This window comes from Sphingopyxis lindanitolerans, from assembly GCF_002993885.1.
In the GTDB taxonomy this organism is placed as follows: Bacteria; Pseudomonadota; Alphaproteobacteria; order Sphingomonadales; family Sphingomonadaceae; genus Sphingopyxis; species Sphingopyxis lindanitolerans.
Map to the genome: position 1 here is coordinate 2,405,494 of NZ_CM009578.1, position 23,134 is coordinate 2,428,627.

The 23,134-nt window shown below is 59.8% G+C and carries 21 protein-coding genes; 11 read left to right on the top strand and 10 right to left on the bottom strand.

The window, feature by feature from the left end; translation table 11 throughout:
* Positions 1-63 precede the first annotated feature (63 nt).
* The 5 genes from CVO77_RS11640 to CVO77_RS11660 are packed head-to-tail and all read left to right on the top strand — an operon-like array spanning position 64 to position 5,042.
* The gene (locus tag CVO77_RS11640; RefSeq protein WP_158258045.1) at positions 64-1,020 is read left to right on the top strand and encodes an ABC transporter permease; all 957 of its coding nucleotides are present in this window, start codon (positions 64-66) and stop codon (positions 1,018-1,020) included.
* The gene (locus CVO77_RS11645) at positions 1,017-1,826 is read left to right on the top strand and encodes an ABC transporter permease (protein ID WP_105999203.1); all 810 of its coding nucleotides are present in this window, start codon (positions 1,017-1,019) and stop codon (positions 1,824-1,826) included. Before CVO77_RS11640 ends, CVO77_RS11645 begins: the two co-directional genes overlap by 4 nt.
* Complete coding sequence (locus CVO77_RS11650) at positions 1,823-2,629, top strand: ABC transporter ATP-binding protein (protein WP_105999204.1); 807 nt, start codon at positions 1,823-1,825, stop codon at positions 2,627-2,629. Before CVO77_RS11645 ends, CVO77_RS11650 begins: the two co-directional genes overlap by 4 nt.
* Complete coding sequence (locus tag CVO77_RS11655) at positions 2,626-3,504, top strand: ABC transporter ATP-binding protein (RefSeq protein ID WP_105999205.1); 879 nt, start codon at positions 2,626-2,628, stop codon at positions 3,502-3,504. The genes CVO77_RS11650 and CVO77_RS11655 overlap by 4 nt, the downstream gene beginning before the upstream one ends.
* Positions 3,501-5,042 carry an ABC transporter substrate-binding protein gene (locus CVO77_RS11660; protein WP_105999206.1) on the top strand — a complete coding sequence of 514 codons (1,542 nt, stop codon included), beginning with the start codon at positions 3,501-3,503 and terminating at the stop codon, positions 5,040-5,042. Before CVO77_RS11655 ends, CVO77_RS11660 begins: the two co-directional genes overlap by 4 nt.
* Before the next feature lie 56 nt (positions 5,043-5,098).
* On the opposite strand, the gene CVO77_RS11665 is transcribed toward CVO77_RS11660, so the two are convergent.
* From CVO77_RS11665 to CVO77_RS11680, 4 genes are all read right to left on the bottom strand, one after another.
* Positions 5,099-5,923 (bottom strand): GntR family transcriptional regulator, encoded by an 825-nt coding sequence (locus CVO77_RS11665; protein WP_158258046.1) that lies wholly within the window; start codon positions 5,921-5,923, stop codon positions 5,099-5,101.
* 385 nt (positions 5,924-6,308) lie between these two features.
* A complete protein-coding gene (gene leuD, locus CVO77_RS11670) occupies positions 6,309-6,929 on the bottom strand; it encodes a 3-isopropylmalate dehydratase small subunit (RefSeq protein WP_105999208.1) in 621 nt (206 codons plus the stop codon).
* Positions 6,926-8,341: a 3-isopropylmalate dehydratase large subunit gene (locus tag CVO77_RS11675; RefSeq protein WP_105999209.1), complete on the bottom strand. Its 1,416-nt coding sequence runs from the start codon at positions 8,339-8,341 to the stop codon at positions 6,926-6,928. Before CVO77_RS11675 ends, leuD begins: the two co-directional genes overlap by 4 nt.
* A 205-nt stretch (positions 8,342-8,546) precedes the next feature.
* The gene (locus CVO77_RS11680; RefSeq protein WP_105999210.1) at positions 8,547-10,013 is read right to left on the bottom strand and encodes an aldehyde dehydrogenase; all 1,467 of its coding nucleotides are present in this window, start codon (positions 10,011-10,013) and stop codon (positions 8,547-8,549) included.
* A 467-nt stretch (positions 10,014-10,480) separates the two neighbouring features.
* Here CVO77_RS11680 and CVO77_RS21290 point away from each other — a divergent pair, with 467 nt between their 5' ends.
* Together CVO77_RS21290 and CVO77_RS11685 are read left to right on the top strand one after the other, a co-directional pair.
* Positions 10,481-10,735, top strand: coding sequence for a hypothetical protein (locus CVO77_RS21290; protein WP_158258047.1), 255 nt, complete (start codon positions 10,481-10,483; stop codon positions 10,733-10,735).
* A gap of 19 nt (positions 10,736-10,754) precedes the next feature.
* The gene (locus CVO77_RS11685) at positions 10,755-12,020 is read left to right on the top strand and encodes an MFS transporter (protein WP_158258048.1); all 1,266 of its coding nucleotides are present in this window, start codon (positions 10,755-10,757) and stop codon (positions 12,018-12,020) included.
* A 43-nt stretch (positions 12,021-12,063) separates the two neighbouring features.
* Here CVO77_RS11685 and CVO77_RS11690 read toward each other — a convergent pair whose 3' ends face one another.
* Entirely contained in the window at positions 12,064-13,206 is a 1,143-nt protein-coding gene (locus tag CVO77_RS11690) for a CaiB/BaiF CoA transferase family protein (protein ID WP_105999212.1), read from the bottom strand.
* A gap of 99 nt (positions 13,207-13,305) precedes the next feature.
* Here CVO77_RS11690 and CVO77_RS11695 point away from each other — a divergent pair, with 99 nt between their 5' ends.
* Genes CVO77_RS11695 through CVO77_RS11710 form a run of 4 tightly spaced genes read left to right on the top strand, consistent with a single transcriptional unit; the run spans position 13,306 to position 16,740 of the window.
* Positions 13,306-14,253, top strand: coding sequence for a hydroxymethylglutaryl-CoA lyase (locus CVO77_RS11695; protein ID WP_105999213.1), 948 nt, complete (start codon positions 13,306-13,308; stop codon positions 14,251-14,253).
* The gene (locus CVO77_RS11700) at positions 14,250-14,933 is read left to right on the top strand and encodes an isochorismatase family protein (RefSeq protein ID WP_192878820.1); all 684 of its coding nucleotides are present in this window, start codon (positions 14,250-14,252) and stop codon (positions 14,931-14,933) included. The genes CVO77_RS11695 and CVO77_RS11700 overlap by 4 nt, the downstream gene beginning before the upstream one ends.
* A complete protein-coding gene (locus tag CVO77_RS11705; protein ID WP_105999214.1) occupies positions 14,930-15,820 on the top strand; it encodes a polysaccharide deacetylase family protein in 891 nt (296 codons plus the stop codon). The genes CVO77_RS11700 and CVO77_RS11705 overlap by 4 nt, the downstream gene beginning before the upstream one ends.
* Positions 15,817-16,740, top strand: coding sequence for a polysaccharide deacetylase family protein (locus CVO77_RS11710; protein ID WP_105999215.1), 924 nt, complete (start codon positions 15,817-15,819; stop codon positions 16,738-16,740). The genes CVO77_RS11705 and CVO77_RS11710 overlap by 4 nt, the downstream gene beginning before the upstream one ends.
* A 51-nt stretch (positions 16,741-16,791) precedes the next feature.
* Here CVO77_RS11710 and CVO77_RS11715 read toward each other — a convergent pair whose 3' ends face one another.
* From CVO77_RS11715 to CVO77_RS11735, 5 genes are all read right to left on the bottom strand, one after another.
* Positions 16,792-17,121: a hypothetical protein gene (locus tag CVO77_RS11715; protein ID WP_105999216.1), complete on the bottom strand. Its 330-nt coding sequence runs from the start codon at positions 17,119-17,121 to the stop codon at positions 16,792-16,794.
* A complete protein-coding gene (locus tag CVO77_RS11720) occupies positions 17,118-18,257 on the bottom strand; it encodes a class I SAM-dependent methyltransferase (RefSeq protein ID WP_105999217.1) in 1,140 nt (379 codons plus the stop codon). The genes CVO77_RS11715 and CVO77_RS11720 overlap by 4 nt, the downstream gene beginning before the upstream one ends.
* A gap of 166 nt (positions 18,258-18,423) precedes the next feature.
* Positions 18,424-19,185 carry a GntR family transcriptional regulator gene (locus CVO77_RS11725; RefSeq protein ID WP_105999218.1) on the bottom strand — a complete coding sequence of 254 codons (762 nt, stop codon included), beginning with the start codon at positions 19,183-19,185 and terminating at the stop codon, positions 18,424-18,426.
* A gap of 366 nt (positions 19,186-19,551) precedes the next feature.
* Positions 19,552-21,882, bottom strand: a complete 2,331-nt coding sequence (locus CVO77_RS11730; protein ID WP_158258049.1) for a TonB-dependent receptor — start codon at positions 21,880-21,882, stop codon at positions 19,552-19,554.
* A 518-nt stretch (positions 21,883-22,400) separates the two neighbouring features.
* The gene (locus tag CVO77_RS11735; protein ID WP_158258050.1) at positions 22,401-23,018 is read right to left on the bottom strand and encodes an aspartate racemase/maleate isomerase family protein; all 618 of its coding nucleotides are present in this window, start codon (positions 23,016-23,018) and stop codon (positions 22,401-22,403) included.
* Positions 23,019-23,134: the final 116 nt, after the last annotated feature.

Genomic DNA, 23,134 nt, shown 5'->3' on the forward strand with positions numbered 1-23,134 from the left:
GGGATGATGTGGCCGCAATGATGCCCGAAGATGTCGTCCTGATGATCCGAAAGTGCCCACGCGTTGCGTAATCCGGGGGGCGTTTTGTCGAACTTGCTGCGGCGGGCAGCAACAGGTGTCCGCGATCTCGCCTTGGTCACCTTGGCGACGACGACGGTTCTGTTCTTCCTCATTCGCCTGACCGGCGATCCGTCGGTAATGATCGCCGGTGAAAGCGCGACCCCGGCGCAGCTCGCCCAAGTCCGCGCGGCTTATGGTTTCGATCGCAGTCTGATCGAACAATATCTCGTGTATGCAGGGAAGGTGCTGCATTTCGATATGGGCGTGTCGTTGCAGGACGGCCAGTCGGCAATCCACAAAGTATTGCAGGCCTATCCGGCGACTCTCATGCTGGCGGCAGCGGCGATTACCGCCAATATCGTAATTTCCGTACCTATCGGCGCTTGGCTTGGTCAGAGCAGAGGCGCGGCAGCGCGGGTCGTTCGAATTGCCTTGAATGTCCTGCAAGGCATGCCCGGATTTGTCTCCGCTCTGTTGCTGGTGAATATCTTCGCGGTCGGCCTCGGATGGCTCCCGTCGGTGGGATATGGTCGACCCGAAACGTTGATTTTGCCGGTAGTTTCGGTCGTCTCGTTCATGGCACCGAAGCTCATTCGCGTCATTGAAGCCAATACCAGCGCTGCGCTGCGCTCCAATTTCGTACGCACGGCACGATCGATTGGCGCGTCAAACCGGCAGATCCTTTGGCGCCATGTCTTGCCGAACGCCTTATTGGGGGCCATCGCCCTGATCGGCGCCGAAATCGCCGCCATGCTGACGGGCCTCGTGATCATAGAAACAATTTTCGCCTGGCCAGGCATCGGCTGGTTGCTGGTGCAATCGACGCTCAACCTGGATTTTCCTGTGGTTCAGGCGATCGCGCTGGTGATGGTGGTCAGCGTCTTCCTGGCCAACGCGGCGACCGAAGCCCTGCAAACTCTGGCGGACCCGCGCCTGCGGACCAAGGGGCGACCGGAATGACGATCCGCCCGCACTGGACGACCCTTTTAATGGCGATCGTCGCAGGATTCTGTCTGTTGGTCATCCTGTTCGGCGGGCTGATCGAGACCGTTCTCGACCCTCGGGCCATGAACCTCGACTGGCGGTTGAGTCCGCCCCTCACCCATGGCTTTCTTCTGGGCTCCGACGCCTTCGGCCGCGATGTTGCCGCTCGAATGCTTGCGGGTCTGCGCTGGTCGGTCAGCATTGCCACGCTGGCGACGCTCATCGCCTCCGTGATTGGCGTCACGCTGGGTCTCGTGGCCGCGCGGCGCGAATCCTGGCTCAGCACATTGCTGCGCCAAATCACGACCTTCACACAAGCCTTTCCAGCCTTCGTGCTGGCCGTGACCGTCATCGCCATTCTTCGCGGCAATGGAATCCAGGCGGTCGTGCTGACACTCGGGCTGATCACTTGGCCGGTGTTCGCGCGCGTCGCCTATGCCGAAGGCCAGGCCATTTTTCAGCGCGAATATGTTCTGGCTGCCGCAATGATGGGCATGTCGCGCATGAGGCTATATCTGCGTCACGTGTTGCCGGGTCTCGTTCCGTCGCTGTCGGTGCTGATCGTCTTCCACTTCGCCGAAATGATCATCGCCGAAAGCGCGCTTTCGTTTTTGGGGATCGGCACGCCGATGGGCGCACCCACTTGGGGCGTGATGTTGAGCGAGAGCCAGACCTATATTCGCGATGCGCCCTGGCTGCTGATTGCGCCCGCAGGTGCCATCGTCACCCTCATCATGACCGCCCATCTCTTTGCCCAGCATCTGCGGACGCGCGCGCCATGACGCTGCAACCTTTCCTGGAGGTGCGAGATCTGACGATTGCGGTCGACACGCCCGCCGGCCCGCACTCACTGGTCGATGGGCTGAGCCTGGCGATAGACAGCGGTGAGATTCTGGGCTTGGTGGGAGAGAGCGGGTCGGGCAAGACGTTGACCGCCTTTGCGGTTGCCGGACTCCTGCCATCGTCCGTACGGGTCGCCGCCGGCGAAATCATTCGCGCCGGAGTGCGCGTGGACAGGCTGAGCGAAGCCCAGGGGCGGCCCATGCAGGGCCGTGACGTCGGCGTGGTGTTCCAGGATCCGCTGTCCTCCTTCAATCCGGTGCGGACGATTGGCTCGATCTTGATCGAATCTGTCCGGCGGCATCAGGGGTTGGGGGCGGACGAGGCCCGCGCTCGCGCGATCGTCGCGCTGCGGGACATGCGTCTGCCCGGTGAGAACGCCTCTATCGACTGTTATCCGCACATGCTGTCGGGTGGCCAGCGCCAGCGCGCCATGATCGCATTGGCGCTCATCAATCAGCCGGGCTTGCTGATCGCCGATGAACCGACGACGGCGCTTGATCCAACGGTTCAACTCCAGATTCTTGCCGTGCTCAAGCGCGCGAGCGCCGAACGCGCCTGCCTCCTCATCACCCATGATCTCGGCGTTGCCGCCGCCATTTGTGACAGGATCGCGGTGCTGAAAGACGGTCGGCTGCTGGAAACTGGTCCCACCGAGCGCATCCTTTCCGCGCCGGAGCATCCCTTTACCCGTGAACTTATCGACAGCGCTCCATCCCGGCGCAGCCTGATGGAAAAGCTATGAAAGATCCGCTGTTGGAGGTTGAGGCGCTCAGCATCGTCTATGGCCATGGAAAGAACGCCCACGCGGCGGTGGACGACGTCAGCTTTCGCGTCATGCCGAGCGAAATTTTGGCCATCGTCGGTGAATCGGGCTGCGGAAAGTCCAGTCTCGCGCGCGGCGTCGCCGGAATTGTCGCCCCGGCGTCGGGCAGGATATTGCTCGACGGCCAACCGATCCGCGATCTTGAAGGTGCGGCTGCCTTGGCCGCGCGCCGAGCCGTGCAGATGGTGTTCCAAGACCCGGATGCCAGCCTCAATCCAAGCCATACCGTCAGCGCGATCCTGCACGAACCGCTGATCGTCACCGGTTTTGGCAGCCTGGCATCGCGGCACGCCCGCGTTGCGGAGTTGATGGCACTGGTGCGGCTCGACGCTTCCTTGCTGGAACGCCGTCCCTCCGGACTGTCGGGCGGCCAGAAGCAGCGCGTGGCGATCGCCCGTGCCTTGGCCATGGCGCCGCGCCTATTGATCGCGGACGAGGCGCTTTCGGCACTCGATCTTACGGCGCAAGCGCGTATGGCGGCGCTGTTTCTCGACATTCGCGACAGGCTGGGCGTCGCTCTGCTATTCATATCGCATGACATGCGCATGGTCGCGCAAATCGCCGACACCGTCTGCGTCATCAAATCCGGCCGCGTCGTGGAATATGGTCCGGTCAAAGATGTGATGATGGCGCCCAAATCAGCATATACGCGCCTGTTGCTCGCCGCGGGGCTCGATCCAAAAGCGGCGCTCGGCGATCCAGTCCTGCTCGCCGCGCTCGCCGCAGGTGCCTTGGATGATGTCGACTCGGCTGTTGCGCGGCTGCTCGAAAGCCCCGGAGAGGCTGGTTTATGAACGACCGTCTTCGCTGGCCGATCTGCACTTTGCTCGCGTGCATGGCGCTGCTCTTCGCAAGCTGTTCGCCCAATCCGCCCCCACGCACCGACGAGGTGCGCATCGCCGTCGGCTCGCTGCCGCCCAGCCTTGCCAACCCGTTTCGCGGCAACGGCCGTCCTGGCTCACTCGTCTGGTCGGCCGTTTTCGATGCTCTGACTCGCTTTGACGAGAAGAACCAATTGCAGCCGGGGCTGGCAACGCACTGGGAACTGGTCTCGCCAACGGTTTGGCGCTTTACCCTGCGCGACGGCATTTCCTATTCCGACGGCTCCGTCTTCGACAGCGCAGCCGTGGTCGCCGTGATGGATTGGTTGAAATCCCCGGCCGGACAGCGGACCATGATGGGCCGCGAACTGCGCATCGTGAAGAATACGCGGGCGCTAGGACGTCTCGAAGTGGAGATCGAGACCGAGGTGCCCGACCCGATCCTGCCGCGACGCATGACGGCGGTCTATATGGTAGAACCGAAGGCATGGGCAAAGCTTGGTCCAGATGCGTTCGCCCAGCGGCCGGTCGGCACCGGCGCCTTCATGCTGACCGATTGGAACCCGCGGCGCCGTCAGCTGACCATGAGTCGCAATCCGACGAGCTGGCGCAACACCGTTCTCCAACGTGTGATCCTTGTCGAATTGCCCAACGGGGCCTCTCGAACGCAGGCGCTTTTGTCGCAGGATGTGGATGTCGCGTTCGTTGATCTGGAAGACACGCCAAGGTTGAAGCGCGACGGTATGCGCGTTCTGACAACGCCATCAGACCAGGTGAAGGCTTTTACGTTCCGCATTACGGGCGGCGATCCCAAGTCGCCCATTCAGGATGTGCGCGTCCGCCGGGCGCTCAACTATGCCATCGACAAGGATGCCATATCGAAATCGCTGCTCGATCGGCCGGCACCGTCCGGACAGCCCGCTTCGCGTGGATCATTCGGTTATGACCCGACCATTCCGCCCTATCCCTACGACCCGTCCAGAGCCCGCGCGCTGCTTGCCCAGGCCGGTTATCCCAAGGGCTTTCCGCTTGTCATGAGTGTGTTGAAGAACACAGCGCCGGGCGATGACATGGTTGCGCAGGAGGTCGCGGAATATTGGCGTCAAGTGGGCGTGCCGACCACTCTGAAGGTCATTACCTACCCCGAATTCAGCCGCAAATATGCAATGAATGGCTGGACCAGCGATGTCATCTCGGTCTCATGGAACACATATCAATATCACGACGTGACGCGGCCGATGGAGGATTTTTCCTGCAACCGTGCCAAACCTTTTTTCTGCGACCCGAAGATCACCGCCCAATTTGAAGTGGCCAAACAGATCCTTGACGATCGCGAACGCCTGATCGCTTATCAGGCGTTAGGCCGTGCCTATCGCGATGCCGCACCGAGCGCCTTCATCGTCGAGCATCGCGACGTCATCGCGTTCAACCCCCGCCTGACGAACTTTCGCATGCGACAGCGGGTTCCGGATTATGAGATAATGCGATGGACGTCGCGGCGCGAGCGCTGATCCGCCCCGCCAGTCCGCGCGCAATCGTTGCCCCATGACCATGTTTATCGACGAACCTAATGGACATGGCGCCAGTGCGGACCGGTCGCGTTGCGGTCGCGCCTCAGCATCATATGATATTCATACCGGCTTGGGACGTACAGGCTTTGCTGAAACAGCAGGCCCGCGCCATCTTCTCGTTTAACCGTTCGATTCAGCCGGATCAGCGGTGCGCCGATGTCCACGCCGAGGGCGGCGGCAGCGGCATCGTCCGCGGCTACGGCGCTCAGCGTTTGCTCAGCCGAATGCGCGTGCACTCCATTCTCCTCCAGAACTTGTATCGACAGCTTACTGGAAATATCCACTTCATTGAAATATTTGCCGAAACTTGGCGCAATCCATACGGTGGTCAGAGAAAATGGCTCGCCATTGTTAAAGCGGAGGCGCTCCAGGCGCAGCGCGACATCGTCCGGCCCGAGTCCGAGCGCCCGCTTGGGGAGGGTGGGTGGCACGTGCCACCCGAACGACAGCGTCTTCGCCGTCGTATGAACTCCGATCGTGATCAGGTTCTCGAGCACGCCGTTGAGCGATTTCGGTGAATGATCGTCCGTCCGCTCGACTGGATAGGTGCCGACGCCCCGTCGACGACTGACGAGGCCGTCATTTTCGAGGAGCGAAAGCGTTTTTCGGACCGTGACGCGCGAAACGGCAAATCTGCGGGCCAGTTCGAGCTCCCCGGGAATCGGCTTCCCCGGCGGAAACTCCCCGTCGAGCAATTTCCGGGACAGCACGACGTGCAGTTGTTGATAAATGGGAAGGTTGCCGCGCTGGCTGAATGAATATTCGGATTTTTCGTCAACAGTATCCGCGTCCACCGCCGGCTTCTGGAATTCTTTCGTCATATTCGCTCCTAACGTCCGGAGGTAAATATACATAGAAGCGGGGAAACGCCATGAACAACGCACGCATGGCCGTGGCAAGGTGGCAACCCGGCGCTGCGCTCGATATCGGCCTGGGCAAGCCGAAAATCGAGGGCAAACGGCCCAGTCCCTTTCGTCGCTTTCCCTCATCGCCTGAGATATTCCGGCTGTGGCACAGGCCGGTCCATCGATAACCAGGCGGGGCTGGCGCATCACAGGGTCGGGGATATGCTGGCGCTCCGACCTACGCAGATTCCCTGCCATCTTGCGCGCGCACGCCTTACTCTGCCACCGTGCGCGGCATATCGATCCGCTCCGCTGCCGGGCGCAGAAAACTGAGGCTCGCCGCAGGGCAGGATGGCGCCGCTTATGCGTCGCGCTCCAGATAAATCCATGGGCGCTCTGCACGGTCCGCGTCGCGCCAGGCGGTAATGCGGTCACGATATTGCAGGGTCAGATCAATCGCGTCCCAGCCGTTGAGAAGCATCAGGCGACTGTCTTTCTCCAGTTCAAAGGGGAACGGGCCGACGCCGGGTGCGCATACCGTCATCGCATCCAAATCGACGGTGACGCTCGCTTCACCGACATCGCCCAGCGCATATAGCTGAGCAAACGGCAATTGCACCGGAACCAGACCATTGCGAATGCAATTGCTTCGAAAGATCGGATTGAACGACGACGCGATCACGGCGCGAAAGCCATATTCGCGCAGCGCCCACACGGCATGCTCCCGACTCGACCCGCAGCCGACATTCTGACCCGCGATCAGGATTTGTGCAGTGTCGTAGGGCGCGTGATTCATCAGGAAATCGGGTGATTTTTCGCGGCCGCCCACCGATGTGTAGCGCCAGCCCGCGAATAACCCATCGGCAAGACCGGTTTTGCCCACCGTCTTCATTTCCCGCGATGGTATGATGATATCGGTATCGATGTTATCGAGCAGCAACGGCAGGGAGACTGCTGTCAATCGGGTAAAGGCCTCGCTCATGGGGCGACCTCATCCTTGAATGAGCGCGGATCGACGATATGCCCCGCAATCGCCGACGCCGCGACCGTTTCGGGCGAGGCGATATGGGTGCGCGTGTCCGGCCCCTGACGACTCTCGAAATTGCGATTGGTGGTCGAAATCACCCGCTCGCGCAGGCCAAAGCTTTCGCCGCCGGCAAAGAAGCACATCGAGCAGCCCGGCTCGCGCCATTCAAAACCGGCCTCAATGAGCGTTGCCGCGATACCTTGCTGTTCGGCGGCAAGCTTGACCGCTTTGGATCCGGGGACACAGATCGCGCGGACGCCTTTGGCGACCTTGCGGCCCTTTACGATCGCTGCGGCGCGGCGCAGGTCCGACAGCCGGCTGTTGGTGCACGATCCGATGAACGCCGCATCGATCGGCTCCCCGGCCACCGCCATCCCGTCCGCCAGCCCCATATAAGCCAGCGAGCGGCTGTGGTTGGCGGCGGTTTCGCGCGGATGGCCGACATTGTGTGGCGGGATCGAAGCGGTGACGGGAATCGATTGTTGCGGGCTGGTCCCCCAACTGATCATCGGCGCGACGGTCGCGGCATCAATCGTGATTTCGCGGTCGAACGTCGCATCGGGGTGACTTGCCAGCGTGCGCCAATGCGCCACCGCCTGCTCCCACAGCGCATCCCTGGGGGCAAATGGGCGGCCCTTCAGCGCGCTGAGGCTGACATCGTCAGGCGCGATGATCGCGCAAAAGGCGGACATTTCGGTGGCCATGTTGCACAGCGTCTGGCGCTGTTCGATATCGAGCGCGGTAATTCCCTCACCCGCGAACTCTACCACATGGTCCTGCGCGCCTTGGGATCCGATCAGCACGATGATGTGAAGCGCAAGATCCTTTGCACCGACTCCGTCCGCCAATCGGCCCGTCACCGTGACGCGCATCGTCGCGGGCTTGCGAACCCGCAACGTGCCGGTGGTCAAAGCATGTTCGGCTTCGCTGGAACCGATCCCCCAGGCCAGCGCACCAAAGGCGCCCTGGGTACCTGTATGGCTGTCCGGGCAGACAAGGGTCGCCCCCGGCAGCACAATCCCCTGTTCGGGCGAGATGACGTGGCAGATGCCTTGGCGGTCGTCATGAAGGTCGAACAACCGGATTCCGGCAGCCTTTGCGGCGGCGCGTGTTTCGGTGATGAACGCCTTGCCGGTGGGCATCAGCGTGTCATCGGACCGGCCCGGCAACGTATCGACAATATGATCCATGACCGCAAACGCCTGCGCGGGGGCGAGTATGTTCCGTCCGGCAGCGGCCAACCCCTTCAGCGCGACCCCGCCGGTCCGCTCATGCAACATCACCCGGTCGATCGCGATCAAGCCGATGCCATCGCCGATGTCGGCGATCTGATGTTGCCGCCATAGAATTTCAAATAGCGTGTCCATTCGATTCCATCGGTCCGTTCATTTGTTCTATCTTTATACCAATTATGGCGTTCGGCCATGTTTCGTCAAGGCGTCGGCAAAGGAATGGGACCGGCGGATCAGCCAGTCAGGCCATCAATGTAAAGGCCGAACTACATCCTCGGGAGGCCGTCCGCATTGGATTGAGATTCGCCCGGTGATCCGAACCGACAAACTGCAATCTCGTTCAATTCGCCAGCCCAAGCTTCCTGAGTGTCAACGGGCGGCGGGGGATGCTCACAGTTTTCTGGCGCGTGTAAAACGCCTCGCATGCCTTGCCGCCATCGGCGCCCACGCCCGAATCCTTGTATCCGCCAAAGGGCGCGCGCAGTTCCCGCATCATCGGCGTGTTGCACCACACGATGCTTGCCTCGATCCGCTCCTGCGCTTCCATGATCCGGGCGATGCTCTGCGACCAGACATAGGAAACCAGCCCAAAGCGGCTCTGATTGGCGATATGATAGGCTTCTTCATCGGTATCGAAGACGATGAACGCGGCAAATGGACCGAAAATTTCTTCCTGAGCGATCCGGCTGTCATTCGTGGTTTCAACCAAAGTCGGCTCGAAATAATAGCCCTTGTCGAATCCCGGCATCCGGCGTCCGCCCGTCAGCACGCGATCGGCGCTGCCCGCATCCGGCACGAAGCTCATCACATGTTGCATGTGGCGTTGCGACACCAGCGGCCCCAATTCGGTTGCCGGATCGCGCGGGTCGCCAATGCGGATTGCCTCCGCACGGGCAATGAAAGCTTCGACGAAACGCTTGGCAATTCCGCGCTGCACCAGAATACGGGAACCCGCCAGGCATTGCTGGCCATTGTTGGAGAAGATGCCCAGCAAGGCACCGTCCAACGCCTGCTCGAAATCGGCATCGTCAAAGATGATGTTGGCGGATTTCCCGCCCAGTTCCACCGTCGCCGGCTTCAAATGCTCGCCCGCGGTTCTCATGATGATCCGGCCCGTCTCGGTGCCGCCGGTAAAGGTGACGACATTGACATCGGGATTGCGGATCAGCCGGTCTCCCGTCGTCATTCCGCGGCCATTCACCAGATTGACCACACCTTCCGGTATTCCGGCGTCACCCAGAAGAGAAACGAGCAGACTGATGCCCAGCGGCGCTTGCTCGGATGGCTTCAGAACACAGGAGTTTCCAAACGCGATCGAAGATGCAATTTTCATGGACCCAAGCGCGATGGGCGAGTTCCAAGGCGAAATCAGCGCCGCGACACCAACCGGCTCACGGCGCACCATCGTCAGATAATCCGGGTTTTGCTCATAAAGTTCCCCGACATTCTGCCCTATATAATCCGCGAAGAAGCGGAAGTTTTCGGCTGCACGCGAAACCTGGCGCGTTCCGATCTGCGACAACGGAATCCCGGTATTGCTGCATTCGATATCGGCCAGTCTGTCGACCGCCGCATCAATCACGTCGCCGCACTTGCGCAAAATCGCCTGCCGCTTCTCAACGGGCATGGTGCGCCACACGCCTTCATCGAAGCTTCGTCGCGCCGCTGCGACCGCGCGATCGACTGTGTCGGCGTCCGCCTCGGGCAGCTCGACGATCAACTCCTCATTGGCGGGATTGATGATGGAGATCGGCGCATCGCCGGTTTCGATGATGTCCCCGGCGACGATGGCGGCAATGGCGGTCATTAAAATCTCCTCTGAATTCCTATTATTGCCGCACGGCAGCGCTCACGTCCGGCCTGCGCCGCTGCAGAAGCGGAGCTTGGAAAGTCACCAAAGCCGATCCGATCCGCGATCCGCGCGACACGATAAACCTTCTTCATGGCCGCTGATCCGGCTTTCCCTGCCTGCGCCGAATTGCCGCAAACTCATTTGTATTAGTTCTAGTAGTTATGTAACGTCGGCAGGTCGGTTGTGGCAAGGACGTAAAGCGCGATGGGTGGTCGGTCTCCAGGGGCTTCGGGACGTCCCCGACGGCAAGGCCGACAATCCGGACGACCCATCTGTTTGAAATGGCGAAAAGGACCGGAAATGGCAGGGGGCGAGCGCACGAATTCCGCGATTCACGACATCGAAGCCATTCCGCAGCCCGCGCATGACGAATATGCGTGCCGGCGTTTCTGCAGTGCACGTCGCCACGATGCCCAGGAAATATGCTTCCTGCCGGTACGGCTATCGAGCGGGCACTGCCCGAGATGATCGCCGTGGCGCAGGCTGTTGCGCGCAACCCAGCAGGCAATTCTTTCCAAACCGGCGTCGGGTTTGAAGCCCCCGGAACGAGCCCGGCCGGACGTGCCGCGGCGGGTGTCATGCTTTCGGTGGCTGGAAACCGGGCTGATTATTTCTTTGCCAACAACTCCGGATCGGGCCTTTCATTGGAGCGAATCATTGACCCTGGACAGGAATAGCAACGTATATCGCTGGTATGTGGTTGGACTGCTGCTCGCGGTTTTAATCCTGTCCTATTTTGACAGATATATTCTCAGCTTGCTGATCGAGCCGTTGAAAAAGTCGATCCAACTGACTGACTTTCAGGTCGGTTTGCTGCTCGGTCCTGCCTTTTCACTCTTCCATGTGATTGTCGGCATCCCGCTCGGCTGGTTTGCGGATCGAACCAATCGAAAATATCTGCTGATAGGAGGCGTCGTCATCTGGTGCGCGATGACGACCGGCAACGGCTTTGTGACGACATTCGCGGCATTGTTACTGCTGCGCCTCGGCCTCGGTCTTGGCGAGGCGGTGGTCACACCCGCTTCGATCTCGATTATCAGCGATTATTTCAAACGTAGCGAGCGGGCCAGCGCAATCAGCGTTTATTTAGCCGGCCCCTATTTGGGCGCAGGGCTGGCCTTTCTGGTCGGCGGTTTCATCGTCAGCCATCTGGAAACGATGGGGCACGTCAATTGGCCCCTGATCGGCGAGCGAGCGCCATGGCAGGCCGCTTTTATCTTCGTCGGAATCCCGGGCTTCATCATGGCCCTGTTGATGCTCAGCATCCGTGAGCCTGAACGCAAGGAACGCACAGGCGACGCGCTGGGCATCGATGTCGCCTTTCGCTACATTCATCGGCGGTGGCGCGCTTATGGCGTGATCTTCGTCGGTTCCGCGTGCAATTTCGCGATGAGCGCCATGACCTTCTGGAGCGTCCCGCTGTTTCAACGCGTGTATGGATGGGGCATCGCGGAAACCGGGGTGGTCACGGGGCTGTTCTATTTCACTGCGGGGCCATTAGGCACCATGCTTGCCGTGCGGGCGCAAAAGCGGTTCGCTCTCAAGCATAAGGACAGCACGATGCGACAGTTGCTGTTCGGCCTGCTTATCGTGATCCCCGCAAGCGCGCTCTACCCGATCATGCCGCGAGCCGAATTTGCGGTGGCGCTGATGTTCGTGGCCTTTATCGGCAAATCGGTTGCAACCCCAGGCGGCCCTGCGTCGATGATGCAGATCACGCCCGGCGAGATGCGCAGCCAATCGATGGCGATTTTCAATACGGTGATCGCGCTGATCGGACCGCTGCTTGGTCCGCCCCTGATTGGTTTGGCGATCGACGCAAGTGGCGATCCAAATTCCATTGGCGTCGTCCTAAGTGCCTATGTGCTGATCATCGGCGTTCCCGCAATCCTGCTGCTGGCTCTCGGCCTGCGTCATTATCGCGCCGCGGTTCAGGATATGGAAGAAGCACTCGAACCCTGATCCGGCAGCCGCGTCATCCGCCTGCGTTTGCTGATCGCGGTCGTCAGGACAATCCATAGTCGCGAAAAACCGATTCCCGGTCGGCATCGACCGCGGGAACGTTGCGGCGCATGCCCAAACGCTTTCCGTCCATCTCCAGCGGCAGCGCGGGCAGGCGCGTGACTTCGCCCCCGGGCAGCTCAATATCGACCAATCCTCCCGCCGCATTCAGATGTGGGTCGTCGAACAGTTCGTCGGGTCGCGTAATCGGGGCAAAAGGAAGGCCAATCCGCTCGAGCTTCGCGACCAAGTCCGCGCGTGTCATGCCTGCAAAAAGTTCACGGACGCGCGGCAAAATGCGGTCGCGCGCCAGAACGCGGGCGTTGTTCAGGCTAAGCTCCGCTTCCGCGGCCAGATCGTCAAGGTCGAACGCTTTGCAAAACTCAACCCACTGGCTGTCGCTCACGACCCCTACAAATAATTGCTCGTCCGCATTGTGCGTCTCAAACACATCATAGATGGCCCAGGCGGAAAGCCGGACGGGCATTGGCTGCGCTGGCTGACCGGTAACCGCCTGCTGCGCCATATGCTGCCCCACCAGGAACGCCGTGGTTTCATACAAGGAGCACTTCACCTCGCCGCCACGCCCAGTCCGGTGGCGCCGTTCAAGCGCGGCAAGAATGCCGATCGCGCCAAACATCCCGCCCGTCACATCGATCACCGACGCGCCCGCCCGCAACGGCCGCCCAGGTGGGCCGGTCATATAGGCAAGGCCGCCCATCATCTGGGTCACCTCGTCCAGCGCCGTGCGATTTTGATAGGGGCCGCTCAGAAACCCCTTGGCGGAACAATAGATCAGGCCGGGGTTGCTTTCGGCCAGCACAGCATAGCCAAGGCCAAGCCGATCGAGCGCGCCGGGCCGAAAGTTTTCGATCAGCACGTCCGCGCCATCGACCATCGTTCGCGCCCGCGCCAAATCCTCCCGGTCCTTCAGATCCAGCGAAATGCTCCGTTTGTTCCGGTTGAACATGGGAAAATATCCCGCGCCGGAACCGAGCAGATTGCGGGTCGAATCGCCCCCGATCGGTTCGATCCGGACCACATCGGCGCCAAGATCTGCGAGGATGACGCCCACGGATGGGCCCATCACCATATGGGTAAACTCGATCACCTTAAGGCCGGCCAGCGGATAAACCTCTTCGCTCATTTCTTCTCTCTTTTTAACCCAAACCATGCTCGACAAGCGTCGCTCATTTGATATAGGAATAATACAATATTGCAACGCCGGAACCGAAGGAGATGGTCGTTGAACACGGATATTCTGGTCAGTGAAGTCGGACCAAGGGACGGATTGCAAAGCATTGCCGCGATCATGCCGCTGGCGGCAAAGAAGGCGTGGATCGATGCCGAAGCCGCGGCCGGGGTACGGGAAATCGAGGTCGGCAGCTTTGTTCCCGCAAAACTGCTGCCCCAGCTTGCCGACACCGCGGAGCTTGTCGCTCATGCGTTGACGATTCCCGGATTGACGGTCGCGGTTCTGGTCCCGAACGCGCGCGGCGCCGAAGCCGCCATGGCAGCGGGCGCCCACAAGCTGACCCTTCCGCTCTCCGTCTCCGAAACGCACAGCCTCGCCAATTTGCGGCGCACGCATGATCAGGTGATCGCCGAAGCCCGCGCCATCGCTGACATGGTCAGGGCGCAGCCAAAGGCCAACCGGCCGCATTTCGAAGGAAGCCTATCCACGGTGTTTGGCTGCACATTGGAAGGCGCCATTCCCGATGCACAGATTGCGCGTCTTGCTGCATCGTTGATGGACGCGGGCTGCGATGAAGTCGGCCTGTCCGATACGACCGGTTATGCCGACCCCGCTGCTGTGAAGCGGATGATCGCGTTGGTGCGCAACGTTGTCGGCGATGCCGCGCTGACCGGGATTCATCTTCACAACACACGTGGTCTGGGTTTGGCGAACGTGCTTGCGGCACTTGATGCGGGCCTGACGACGATCGATTCGTCGCTTGGCGGCATCGGTGGATGCCCCTTTGCGCCGGGCGCCAGCGGTAATATCGTGACCGAGGATCTGGTGTTCATGCTCCAGTCGATGGGGCTCCGCACGGGCATCGATCTCAACGCACTGCTGGCAGTACGCGACATCGTAAAAGATGCCCTGCCCGGCGAACCATTATATGGTTTCACCCCCGACGCGGGCCTGCCGCTCGGTTTTGTCCCCGAAACAGCCAGCAAGGAATATGCATGAGCATCGGCACGAAGATGGTCTCCGATGGCCGCACCGCGAAACAGATATTCGAAGATGTGATGGCCAATCCGTCACGCGCAAAGTTCGGCTTTGGTGAGAAGCTGGCGATCGTGAACGTCGATTTTCAAAATGCTTATACCTGCATGGAAATGTTCAAAACCGCCTATGAAACCGATCCACGCCAGATCGAATATGCGAACACCCTGTCCCGCCTGGCGCGAAAAGCGGGGATGCCGGTGATCTGGACCCATGTCGGTTATATGGACAATGCGGCCGATGCAGGCGTGTGGGGCGCGCGCACCGATACGCCGGATTCGCTCCAGAACATCAAAATCCCGAGCCAGCGTCACGATTTTGATGACCGGTGCGATATCGATCGGGCGGTGGACGCGGTCTATGCCAAGCGGATGCCCTCGGCGTTTTTCGAAACGCCGCTGGCCAGCTATCTGGTGTGGCACAAGGTGGATACGGTGATTGTCACCGGCGGCTCCACCTCTGGTTGCGTGCGGGCCACGGCGGTGGACGCCTTGTCACACGGCTATCGCACCATCGTTCCCATCGAGACCTGTGCAGACAAGCATGAGAGCTATCATTATGCGAATTTGACGGACCTTCAGCTCAAATATGCGGACGTCGAGCCCGTTCGCACGGTGATCGACTGGCTGGAGCAGCGGACATGAACGAAGGTGCCGAAGATCCCGGCCTATATGATTTCAACCCATGGCGCGCGCGCCCCAAAATCGAATGGCCGGACGGTAAATCGGTCGCCGTGTGGGTCTCGCCCAATCTGGAATTTTATGAGCTGGATCCCGCAGCCAATCCGCATCGGAAAAGCTGGCCAAAGCCGCATCCCGATGTCGTCGGCTACAGCCACCGCGATTATGCCAATCGCGTCGGGCATTGGCGCATGGCGGAAACGATGGAAAAACATGGTTTCAAAGGCTCCGTCTCCCTGTCTGTCGCTTTGTGTGACCACATTCCGGAGGTTGTCGAGAACGCCAACGCGCTCGGCTGGGAGTTTTTCAGCCACGGCATTTACAACACGCGATACAGCTATGGCATGGATGAAGCGCAGGAACGTGCGATCATCGAGGATTCGATCAAGACGGTGCGCGAGGCGACCGGCCAGACGATCCGGGGCTGGCTCGCCCCCGCGCTCACCCACACGCCGCGCACGCTCGATCTGATCGCCGAATATGGCCTGACCTATACCTGCGATCTCTATCACGACGATCAGCCTCAACCCGTGCATGTCAAGTCGGGGCAGCTCATCTCGATGCCATACAGCATCGAGGTGAACGACCATTATGGCTTCTTCGTCTACAATATGAGTCCGCGTGACTACGCTGACACGCTGATCCGGCAGTATGAACGATTGGCCGCCGAGGGAGAGGCATGCGGCACCGTGATGTGCATCCCGCTCCATTCCTATCTGATCGCCCAGCCCCATCGCATCCGCGCGTTTGAAGAGGTGTTGAAGCATATTGCCGCCGATGGCCGCGCGTGGATTACGCGGTCTGGCGATATTGCCGAACATTATCTGGCCCAGGCAGGAGCAGGAAAATGAGCCTGGATCCGACTTATCTGGAATATAAGCGCCGCCGCCGCGGCATGGATCAGGATCTTTATCCCTGGTCGAACATCAACGATCGGCCGCCAATTGCGTGGCCTTCGGGCAAGGGCGTTGCCGTTGCCCTGTTCGTGAACCTTGAATGGTTTCCGATCACCCCTGCGGACAAGCCGTTTCGCGCGCCGGGGCATATGCAGACCGCCTACCCCGACTTCCGTCATTACACGGCGCGCGAATATGGAACGCGCATCGGCTTTTACCGGATGCTGGATGCCTTTGCGACGGCAGGGGCCAGGGCCACCATTGCGGTCAACGCCGCCATTGCTGAACGCTACCCCTCGATCATTGCCGACATCGTGGCGGGCGGCCATGAGATTGTCGCCCATTCGACGGACATGAACGGTACCATCGCCACCGGGATCGACGAGGATGTCGAGCGACGACTGATCCAGGATTCGCTCGACACGCTAGAGCGGGTTTCCGGAACCCGACCGCGCGGCTGGCAATCCATTGCCCGTTCCCAAAGCTGGAATACACCCCGCCTGCTCACCGAAGCGGGCGTGACCTATATGTGTGACTGGGTGAATGACGACCTACCCTATGAGATGGCGACACCGGCGGGCAGCATCATCAACGTGCCGGTGAATCATGAATTGTCGGACCGGCAGATTATCACCGTTCAGCAACAATCGGCTGACAGCTTTGCCGAACAGATCCGCGATGCCTATGCGCTGTTTGCCGATGAGTCCGTTCGGGGCGGCCGGATGCTGACCATCCAGCTCACGCCTTATGTGATGGGATTGCCGTTCCGCATCAGCGCCCTTGAGACGCTGCTCGAATGGCTCGCGCGGCAGCCACAGGCATGGTTTGCGAGCACTGGTGATATTGTCGACGGAATAGCGGGCGTCAGGAACTGAATATCGACGGGGCGGTGCGCGGCAAGCGATGCCGTACCGCCCCGTACAGGTTCAGCGCGCGTCCGGGTGTCCGTCCGACGCTTCGCGAGGATCGATAAAAACGCGCAATACACGCACCTGTAGTGCCTCCAGCGCCTCCTGCCGCTCCGCGGTTGCCGGGCCGTCCAACACCGCTTCGCGCAACGCCGCTACCGGCACTCCCCGGCTCTCCGCCACCAGGCGTTCCAGCCGGTCGATGCGGTCATTCGACGCCGACAGTTCGACAAGCAGCGCCAGCGCGACGTTCAACACTTGCTCCGTTTCCCGGTCTTGCAGGCTGTACGGCCGCGGACCGCGCCCGCCTTCTATCACCGCCGCGACTGCATCTGCCGGCATCGTCATGCCGCGGCTCCCGCGTCAGGCTTGCGCCCGCTGATGACATACCAGCGATTGAGATTGCTCACGGCTTCCATATTATGCTCCGAGACATCGGCAGGGGCGAAACCGGCACCCAGCATATCGGCCAGAAGATCAGCCTCGTTATACGCCTTCCAGAAGCACTCCCCATTGAAATGGGCGTCCCAGTTCTTTTCGACCCGATGGACATCGGAGAGGGCGAAACGGGTATCGACGTCCTGAAAAATCGTAAGAGCGCCTGGCCGCAGGACCCGGAACGCCTCGGCCATCGCGCGCCGTCGTTTTTCCGGTCCGATTTCGTGCAGCATGTTATGCGACACGACCAGATCGAAGCTGGCGTCCGCAAATTTCAGCTGGGATGCGTCCATTTGATGAAAGGTCACCGGTACGCCCAGCGCCTCTGCCCGTGCGTGCGCATATCGCAACATGCCCGCGCCAACATCCAGCCCGTGAACCTCCGCATCGGGGAACGCCGCCGCATAGGCGGCCGTCGCGGCCCCTGCTGAACAGCCAAGATCCAAAATGCGTGTCGGCTTGAAATCGGGAAATTCGGCGTTCAGCAGATTGAGCACGACGCCGGCCTTGCTGTCGGCTTTTCCCGCGCCCTGGCCAAAGGAATATATATTGCCGCCAGTTTCATAAAAAGCGCCCGCCACGATATCATCGGGCGTGTCGGCACGGGCATATCCACCGGGCTGCAGGTGAACATCCGTCCCTGCGATTTCAGGGGACGGATCGTAAGCGGGATCAAGTTCGAGCGCGCCGATCTTATCGGGTGAATCGATCAACGCGCGAGCCGCCGCCTCCATCCGCGATCGATCCCGAAAGATCGGCTCGCCGACAGAAACCCATATCATTTCCTGTACCGAACGGTTTACCGCGCTCCACATCCGGTATCCCGATGATTCAAAGAACGCACGCTCGATATCATCGGGTGATTGCGGCTGACGCCCATGGCGCGCGGCAAAGGCAGGTGCACCCTCTGTTTCAAAGCGCCGAACATTCTGGGCGCGCATACGCGCGTTGATCAATTTGCGCATCGACACCACCGCCCGCTGACGGCTCATTTCTTCTTGGGTAACCTCTGGCAGCAACGGATGCTGGATGTCGCGAACCTTCATGATCTCGCTCCCTTCGATCCTCAATACACACTTCGCGAGCCCACCGATGGCGCCAACGGCTGCGAAGCATGGCAATTTCGCTATCCCCGAAAGGCTAGCATCAATTACTCATATATCTATGTCAAATTGACACTGGGCTGCGAACCATCGTGTGGATGCGGATCGTTCAACGATTTGCCGAATGGAGGTCGAGACGAATCTGATAACGATCGGAGCGGAACTGCGCGAGCACATGCTGCACCGGGCGCTTGTTGACATCCAGCACCGTGCGGCTGACGCGCAGGATCGGTGAGCCGATATCGACGGCAAGCGCGCTGGCAAGCGCCGCATCGGCCAGCGATGCGGAAATGGTTTGCGTGGCCGCGCCAATCTGTATGCCCGCCTGCTCGATCAGGCTCAGCATCGGGGTCGAACGCAACGAGGATCGGGTCAGATCGACGCCCAGATCGGCGGGAATATAGCTCACGAGATGGGAAAGCGGCTGATCGTCCAGCCAGCGGATGCGGGCCACTCGAATGACCATCGCGCCGATCGGAATCTCCAGCGCTTGCGTAATCGGTGGACGCGCCTTCACCTTTTCCAGCTCGAGAATTTTGACCTGTGTATCGCGGCCAAAGGCGATCAGCGATTCTACTGCCTGCTCGATGCTGCCCTCAATCGGACGTGCGGGCGATTTGAAAATGACATGGGTGCCGACACGCCGTTTGCGTTCGACAAGATGGGTATGGGCAAGTTCATCCAGCGCCCGGCGGGCGGTGATGCGCGAGACGCCGAAACCCTCGGCAAGCTCCTGTTCGGTTGGCATGCGCGAGCCAAAGGCACGCTCACCGCTGGTGATCTCCTCACGAAGCTGGAGAAATATCTGATGGTAAAGGGGGGTCGCCTGCAATCTGTCGACGCCTGATATATCTTCACCCGGTGTCTTCAAAGCCGCACCTCCTCGCGCATCGTCGATGCGCGATCGCCATCATCATCTTTCGCCCGCGCCTACACCATTCGCACTGAGCTTTGCACCGAAAAGAAGGATTGATCCCGGGCGTCCCGCTGCCTGTCCCGATTGAGCGCGAGTTTTCGGGCCGTGTGACGACAGGCGTAAGGTGAGGAGTGATGAAGAAGCGAGGGATGAGGGAGGGGGCCGCTGGATGCACAGAACCAGCATCGCAGACCGCCAGCCACTCGATCGGAGATAGAATTTCCTCTGCGACGACTGGCGCCGCAGAGGAAAAGGTCAAACGTCCGCAAACATCGAAAGCGACGGATACAGCGCTTTGCCGATAATCAGGCGTCCCAGCGACTAGAAATTATATGCGAGCGTGATTCCGAATTGACGCTTGCGGGCGAGAGCAATCTGGAAAGCGCGTTCCTGATTGGTCGTGCCAGGCGCGTTGTTTTGTGCCGGATTGGCGTTGGTGTATTGCGGAACGTTGAGGTTCAACTGGTCGACATAACGACCAACCGTCGACGATGCCCGGTTGTCGGTCAAATTCTCGACGAACAAGGAGGCCTTCCAATTCGCGCCTTGGAGACCGATCCGCATATTCACCAAATACTTCGCGCCCGTGTCCGCCAGATTATAAATCTGCGCATATTTCGGCGAATTATAAGAAGCGTCAACGCGCGCAAATAAATCGAGCTTATCCGATACGGGGCGAAGGTAATTCACGAATGCAGATGCCTGGTTTCTAGCGATATTCGGCACCAGCTTTCCAGCAACCGAAGTGTTGCCAAACAGCGTCCCCGCTTCGGTGTCGTCAAACTTCACGAAACGCGCATCATTTATCGAATAAGCTGCACCAGCGGAAAGTTCGTCTGTCAAATTCCCCTGAAGCTCGATCTCGATGCCCTTCACTCTGGTTTGACCGGCGTTGATAATATAGCCCCGCGTCTGGAGATCCGGAAAAACATAGGTGCCTGTCAGCTGCTGATTGCTCCAATCGACATAATATGCGGAGAGATTCAGCGTCAGGCGATTGTCGAAGAATCTATTCTTGGAACCGATTTCATAATTCCAGCTGGTTTCTTCGCCAGCAAATTGCACGTCGACCGGGAACCGCGGATCCGAATTGAAGGCGCCAGGCTTGTTTCCCTTTGCGACGATCGCATAAATCATCGACGTGTCGCTGATGTCATAATCCAGCGTGAAACGAGGCGTGACCGACACGAACTTCCGCTCTGCCAGAACGTCTGTCGCGCTCTTGTAATTTCCGATCGTATCTTCAGCGTAACGAATTTCGCCGGACGCCGCCATGCGGTCGGTGATGTCCCAATTTATCGAACCGAAAACAGCGACGTTATCGATGCGATCCGTGCCCGAATCGATCGTTGGCGTCGTTGTTCCGTTCGCGCCGGGATAGTGCCGTTCTTCGAACGGCCGACGGCGCGTATAATAGGCCCCGCCAACCATCACATCGAACGCATCGGCTATTTTCGGCGTTTGGACACGAAGTTCGGTGAAGATTTCTTCGCGCGACCCCACATCGTTGCGCATCACCGAGCCTGTCCGCACCCCATTGGTTGCCGGACGCACATAGCCAGGGGCACCGGGAACGCCGAGCTGGTCGATGGCGGTGGCGCCTTGATAGGTTGAATCATATCCAAGTTCGGTATGGGTTTTAAAATATCCCGAATTTGACGTAATTTTGAATCCGCCCACTTCATAATTTATGGCAAGCGACGCGCGATAGCCGTCGCGCGTCAGTCCGGGCGCGGATGGCAAACCCCCCGCCAGACCTTCCAGGCCAGAGATATTGACTGTCGGCGCCTTGATCGTATGAACCGATCCGCAATAATATTGACCGGGATTGTCAAAATGGCAGTTGTTGGAGAAACGGTCCTGCAACCCGATAGCTGGAACTTCATCCCTATCGTGCAGATACCCGCCGCTCAGTGTGATCGATAAATCGCTTGAAGGACGAAATTCGAGTGAAGCGTTGAAATTGGTGCTTTTTTCACCTCCAACACTCCGGCCATCGAGCGTATTATTGTACATGCCGCCAAAATTATAATAGCGCGCGGCTACCATATAAAACAGCTTGTCCTTAATCAGGGGGCCACGCGACATGACATTGGCTTCATAGTCATCATAAGTTGCAGCGCGGACGTTGACCGAGGTGTTAAATTCGTTCGTGCCTTTTTTGGTGATGAGATTGATGGCGCCGGCAAATGTCGCGCGGCCATAAAGCGCCGCCTGCGGACCTTTGATGACTTCAACGCGTTCAACCAGGTCGAACGGGAACGACAGGATTGATTCCGAATAGGGGATGCCGTCGATAAAGACTTGAGCGTTCGGCTCTCCCAAAATGTTGCCCATGCCGCGGATAGCCGGGCGACTTGAACCACCTTGGGTCCCATATCTGTTCGCACGTTCGAACGTCAGGCCAGGGGTGAAAGACGAGACGTCGGCGATATCCCTCAACCCTTTGCGCGCAATATCCGCAGCCGTCTCGACGGAGACCGCCAACGGAACATTCTGCAAGTTTTCGTCACGCTTACGGGCGGTCACGATGATGTCCGCATCGCGGGCCTGCTCGGAAGGAGAGGACTCCTGCGCGTACGCTGCGCCACCGCTGCTCAACATTGCGACCGACAAAGCAGCCACGGACACTGCGATTGAAACCTTTTTCATCACTACCCCCTTGAAGCCCATCTTTGGATTATGATTGTATCATACTACGGACATTCTCTTATGAGTTGTATCATACTACAGACATAAGCGCTTGCGTTCGCCGATGTCAAAGGAAAATTATAGGCGAGGCGCGCGAAACCCAGGCGGTATTGGCGCGTGGAGCGACGACGGCTGTGGCGCTTCGGATAAAGGGTCCAGAGAAGGAGAATGGGCGGCTTTGCTGTGCGATCTCTGACCGCAAGGCTCCCTCGCATGCCGGCCACCGGCAGCAGAGGCCCTTCCCCTGCCGGCGCTGTCTCCCCCGGCTCTGCTCGCGCATTACCGGCGTGTCGCACCAGCCAGTCCCGGCCGGGTCTTTCCTGTGTTGCCATGATGGTGGCGGTATTCTGCGACCAGAAGGGCCCGAAGATTTCGCCCTGAAACGGGCGGTCGCCATGAGATATGTCCGGGGCGATGACCGGCTCGAACAAAGGACCCTATCGATGGCCTCTCTGTCTATATCGCGGGGCAAGCGGGTATCATCGAGCAGGGACTTCTCTGCTTGTATCGAGGGCATCCGCCAGTCGCTTTTGCCAGTCGGAGGGAGCCGGCACAGGCAGACCGACAAGGTCGCACAGCCGATTGGCGAGGCAAAGATTCGAGGAAACAAGGGTCGGGCTGCAACCTGCCGCGTCGTCGATCAGCTTGAGCGAGGGCATGCCGGTGCCGCTCAGCAGCACGGCATCGACATCGAGTTGGGCCATCGCCTCGACCGCCTGACGCGCGTCCTTGCTGCCCAATGTATAGATGCTGCGGGTATCGCCGCTGCCCGTATCGATTCGGCCAACCTCGACAAGATCGAAGCCGGCGCCGCTCCAATAGGCGCTGGCTGCCTCAGACAAGCCGGGAGGATAAGGGGAAGCAAGGGCGATGCGCTTTACGCCGAGCTTTGCTAAGTGCCATCGGATCGCGGCGACCGCAGTGACGATGGGATAGCCGAGCCGCTTCTCGATCCGTTCGATGATACGGGCTTCTTCGTCCGCATCGATCAAGTAGGATGATCCGGTGCAGGCGAAGCCATAGGCATCCGGGCGCAGCGTATCAAAGTCGTCGAGGCTGATTTCCAGTCTTTCGATATAGTCGCGCAGCCGCTGCATCGGGTCACTCGACGCGCTGGTCAGCCGATTAACGACAAGACCGCAGGCCGGTGGCAGAACAATCCGCAGTTCCGCCTCGACCGTGGGATTGGCTTGGGGCGTGCCGATACCGATCG

Excerpts from the sequence above, each read along its gene's own strand:
- CVO77_RS11645 (WP_105999203.1), top strand. The coding sequence starts at position 1,017 with ATGACGATCCGCCCGCACTGGACGACCCTTTTAATGGCGATCGTCGCA.
- CVO77_RS11650 (WP_105999204.1), top strand. The coding sequence starts at position 1,823 with ATGACGCTGCAACCTTTCCTGGAGGTGCGAGATCTGACGATTGCGGTC.
- CVO77_RS11655 (WP_105999205.1), top strand. The coding sequence starts at position 2,626 with ATGAAAGATCCGCTGTTGGAGGTTGAGGCGCTCAGCATCGTCTATGGC.
- CVO77_RS11660 (WP_105999206.1), top strand. The coding sequence starts at position 3,501 with ATGAACGACCGTCTTCGCTGGCCGATCTGCACTTTGCTCGCGTGCATG.
- CVO77_RS11665 (WP_158258046.1), bottom strand. The coding sequence starts at position 5,923 with ATGACGAAAGAATTCCAGAAGCCGGCGGTGGACGCGGATACTGTTGAC.
- leuD (WP_105999208.1), bottom strand. The coding sequence starts at position 6,929 with ATGAGCGAGGCCTTTACCCGATTGACAGCAGTCTCCCTGCCGTTGCTG.
- CVO77_RS11675 (WP_105999209.1), bottom strand. The coding sequence starts at position 8,341 with ATGGACACGCTATTTGAAATTCTATGGCGGCAACATCAGATCGCCGAC.
- CVO77_RS11680 (WP_105999210.1), bottom strand. The coding sequence starts at position 10,013 with ATGACCGCCATTGCCGCCATCGTCGCCGGGGACATCATCGAAACCGGC.
- CVO77_RS21290 (WP_158258047.1), top strand. The coding sequence starts at position 10,481 with ATGCTTCCTGCCGGTACGGCTATCGAGCGGGCACTGCCCGAGATGATC.
- CVO77_RS11690 (WP_105999212.1), bottom strand. The coding sequence starts at position 13,206 with ATGAGCGAAGAGGTTTATCCGCTGGCCGGCCTTAAGGTGATCGAGTTT.
- CVO77_RS11700 (WP_192878820.1), top strand. The coding sequence starts at position 14,250 with ATGAGCATCGGCACGAAGATGGTCTCCGATGGCCGCACCGCGAAACAG.
- CVO77_RS11705 (WP_105999214.1), top strand. The coding sequence starts at position 14,930 with ATGAACGAAGGTGCCGAAGATCCCGGCCTATATGATTTCAACCCATGG.
- CVO77_RS11710 (WP_105999215.1), top strand. The coding sequence starts at position 15,817 with ATGAGCCTGGATCCGACTTATCTGGAATATAAGCGCCGCCGCCGCGGC.
- CVO77_RS11715 (WP_105999216.1), bottom strand. The coding sequence starts at position 17,121 with ATGACGATGCCGGCAGATGCAGTCGCGGCGGTGATAGAAGGCGGGCGC.
- CVO77_RS11720 (WP_105999217.1), bottom strand. The coding sequence starts at position 18,257 with ATGAAGGTTCGCGACATCCAGCATCCGTTGCTGCCAGAGGTTACCCAA.
- CVO77_RS11730 (WP_158258049.1), bottom strand. The coding sequence starts at position 21,882 with ATGAAAAAGGTTTCAATCGCAGTGTCCGTGGCTGCTTTGTCGGTCGCA.
- CVO77_RS11735 (WP_158258050.1), bottom strand. The coding sequence starts at position 23,018 with ATGCAGCGGCTGCGCGACTATATCGAAAGACTGGAAATCAGCCTCGAC.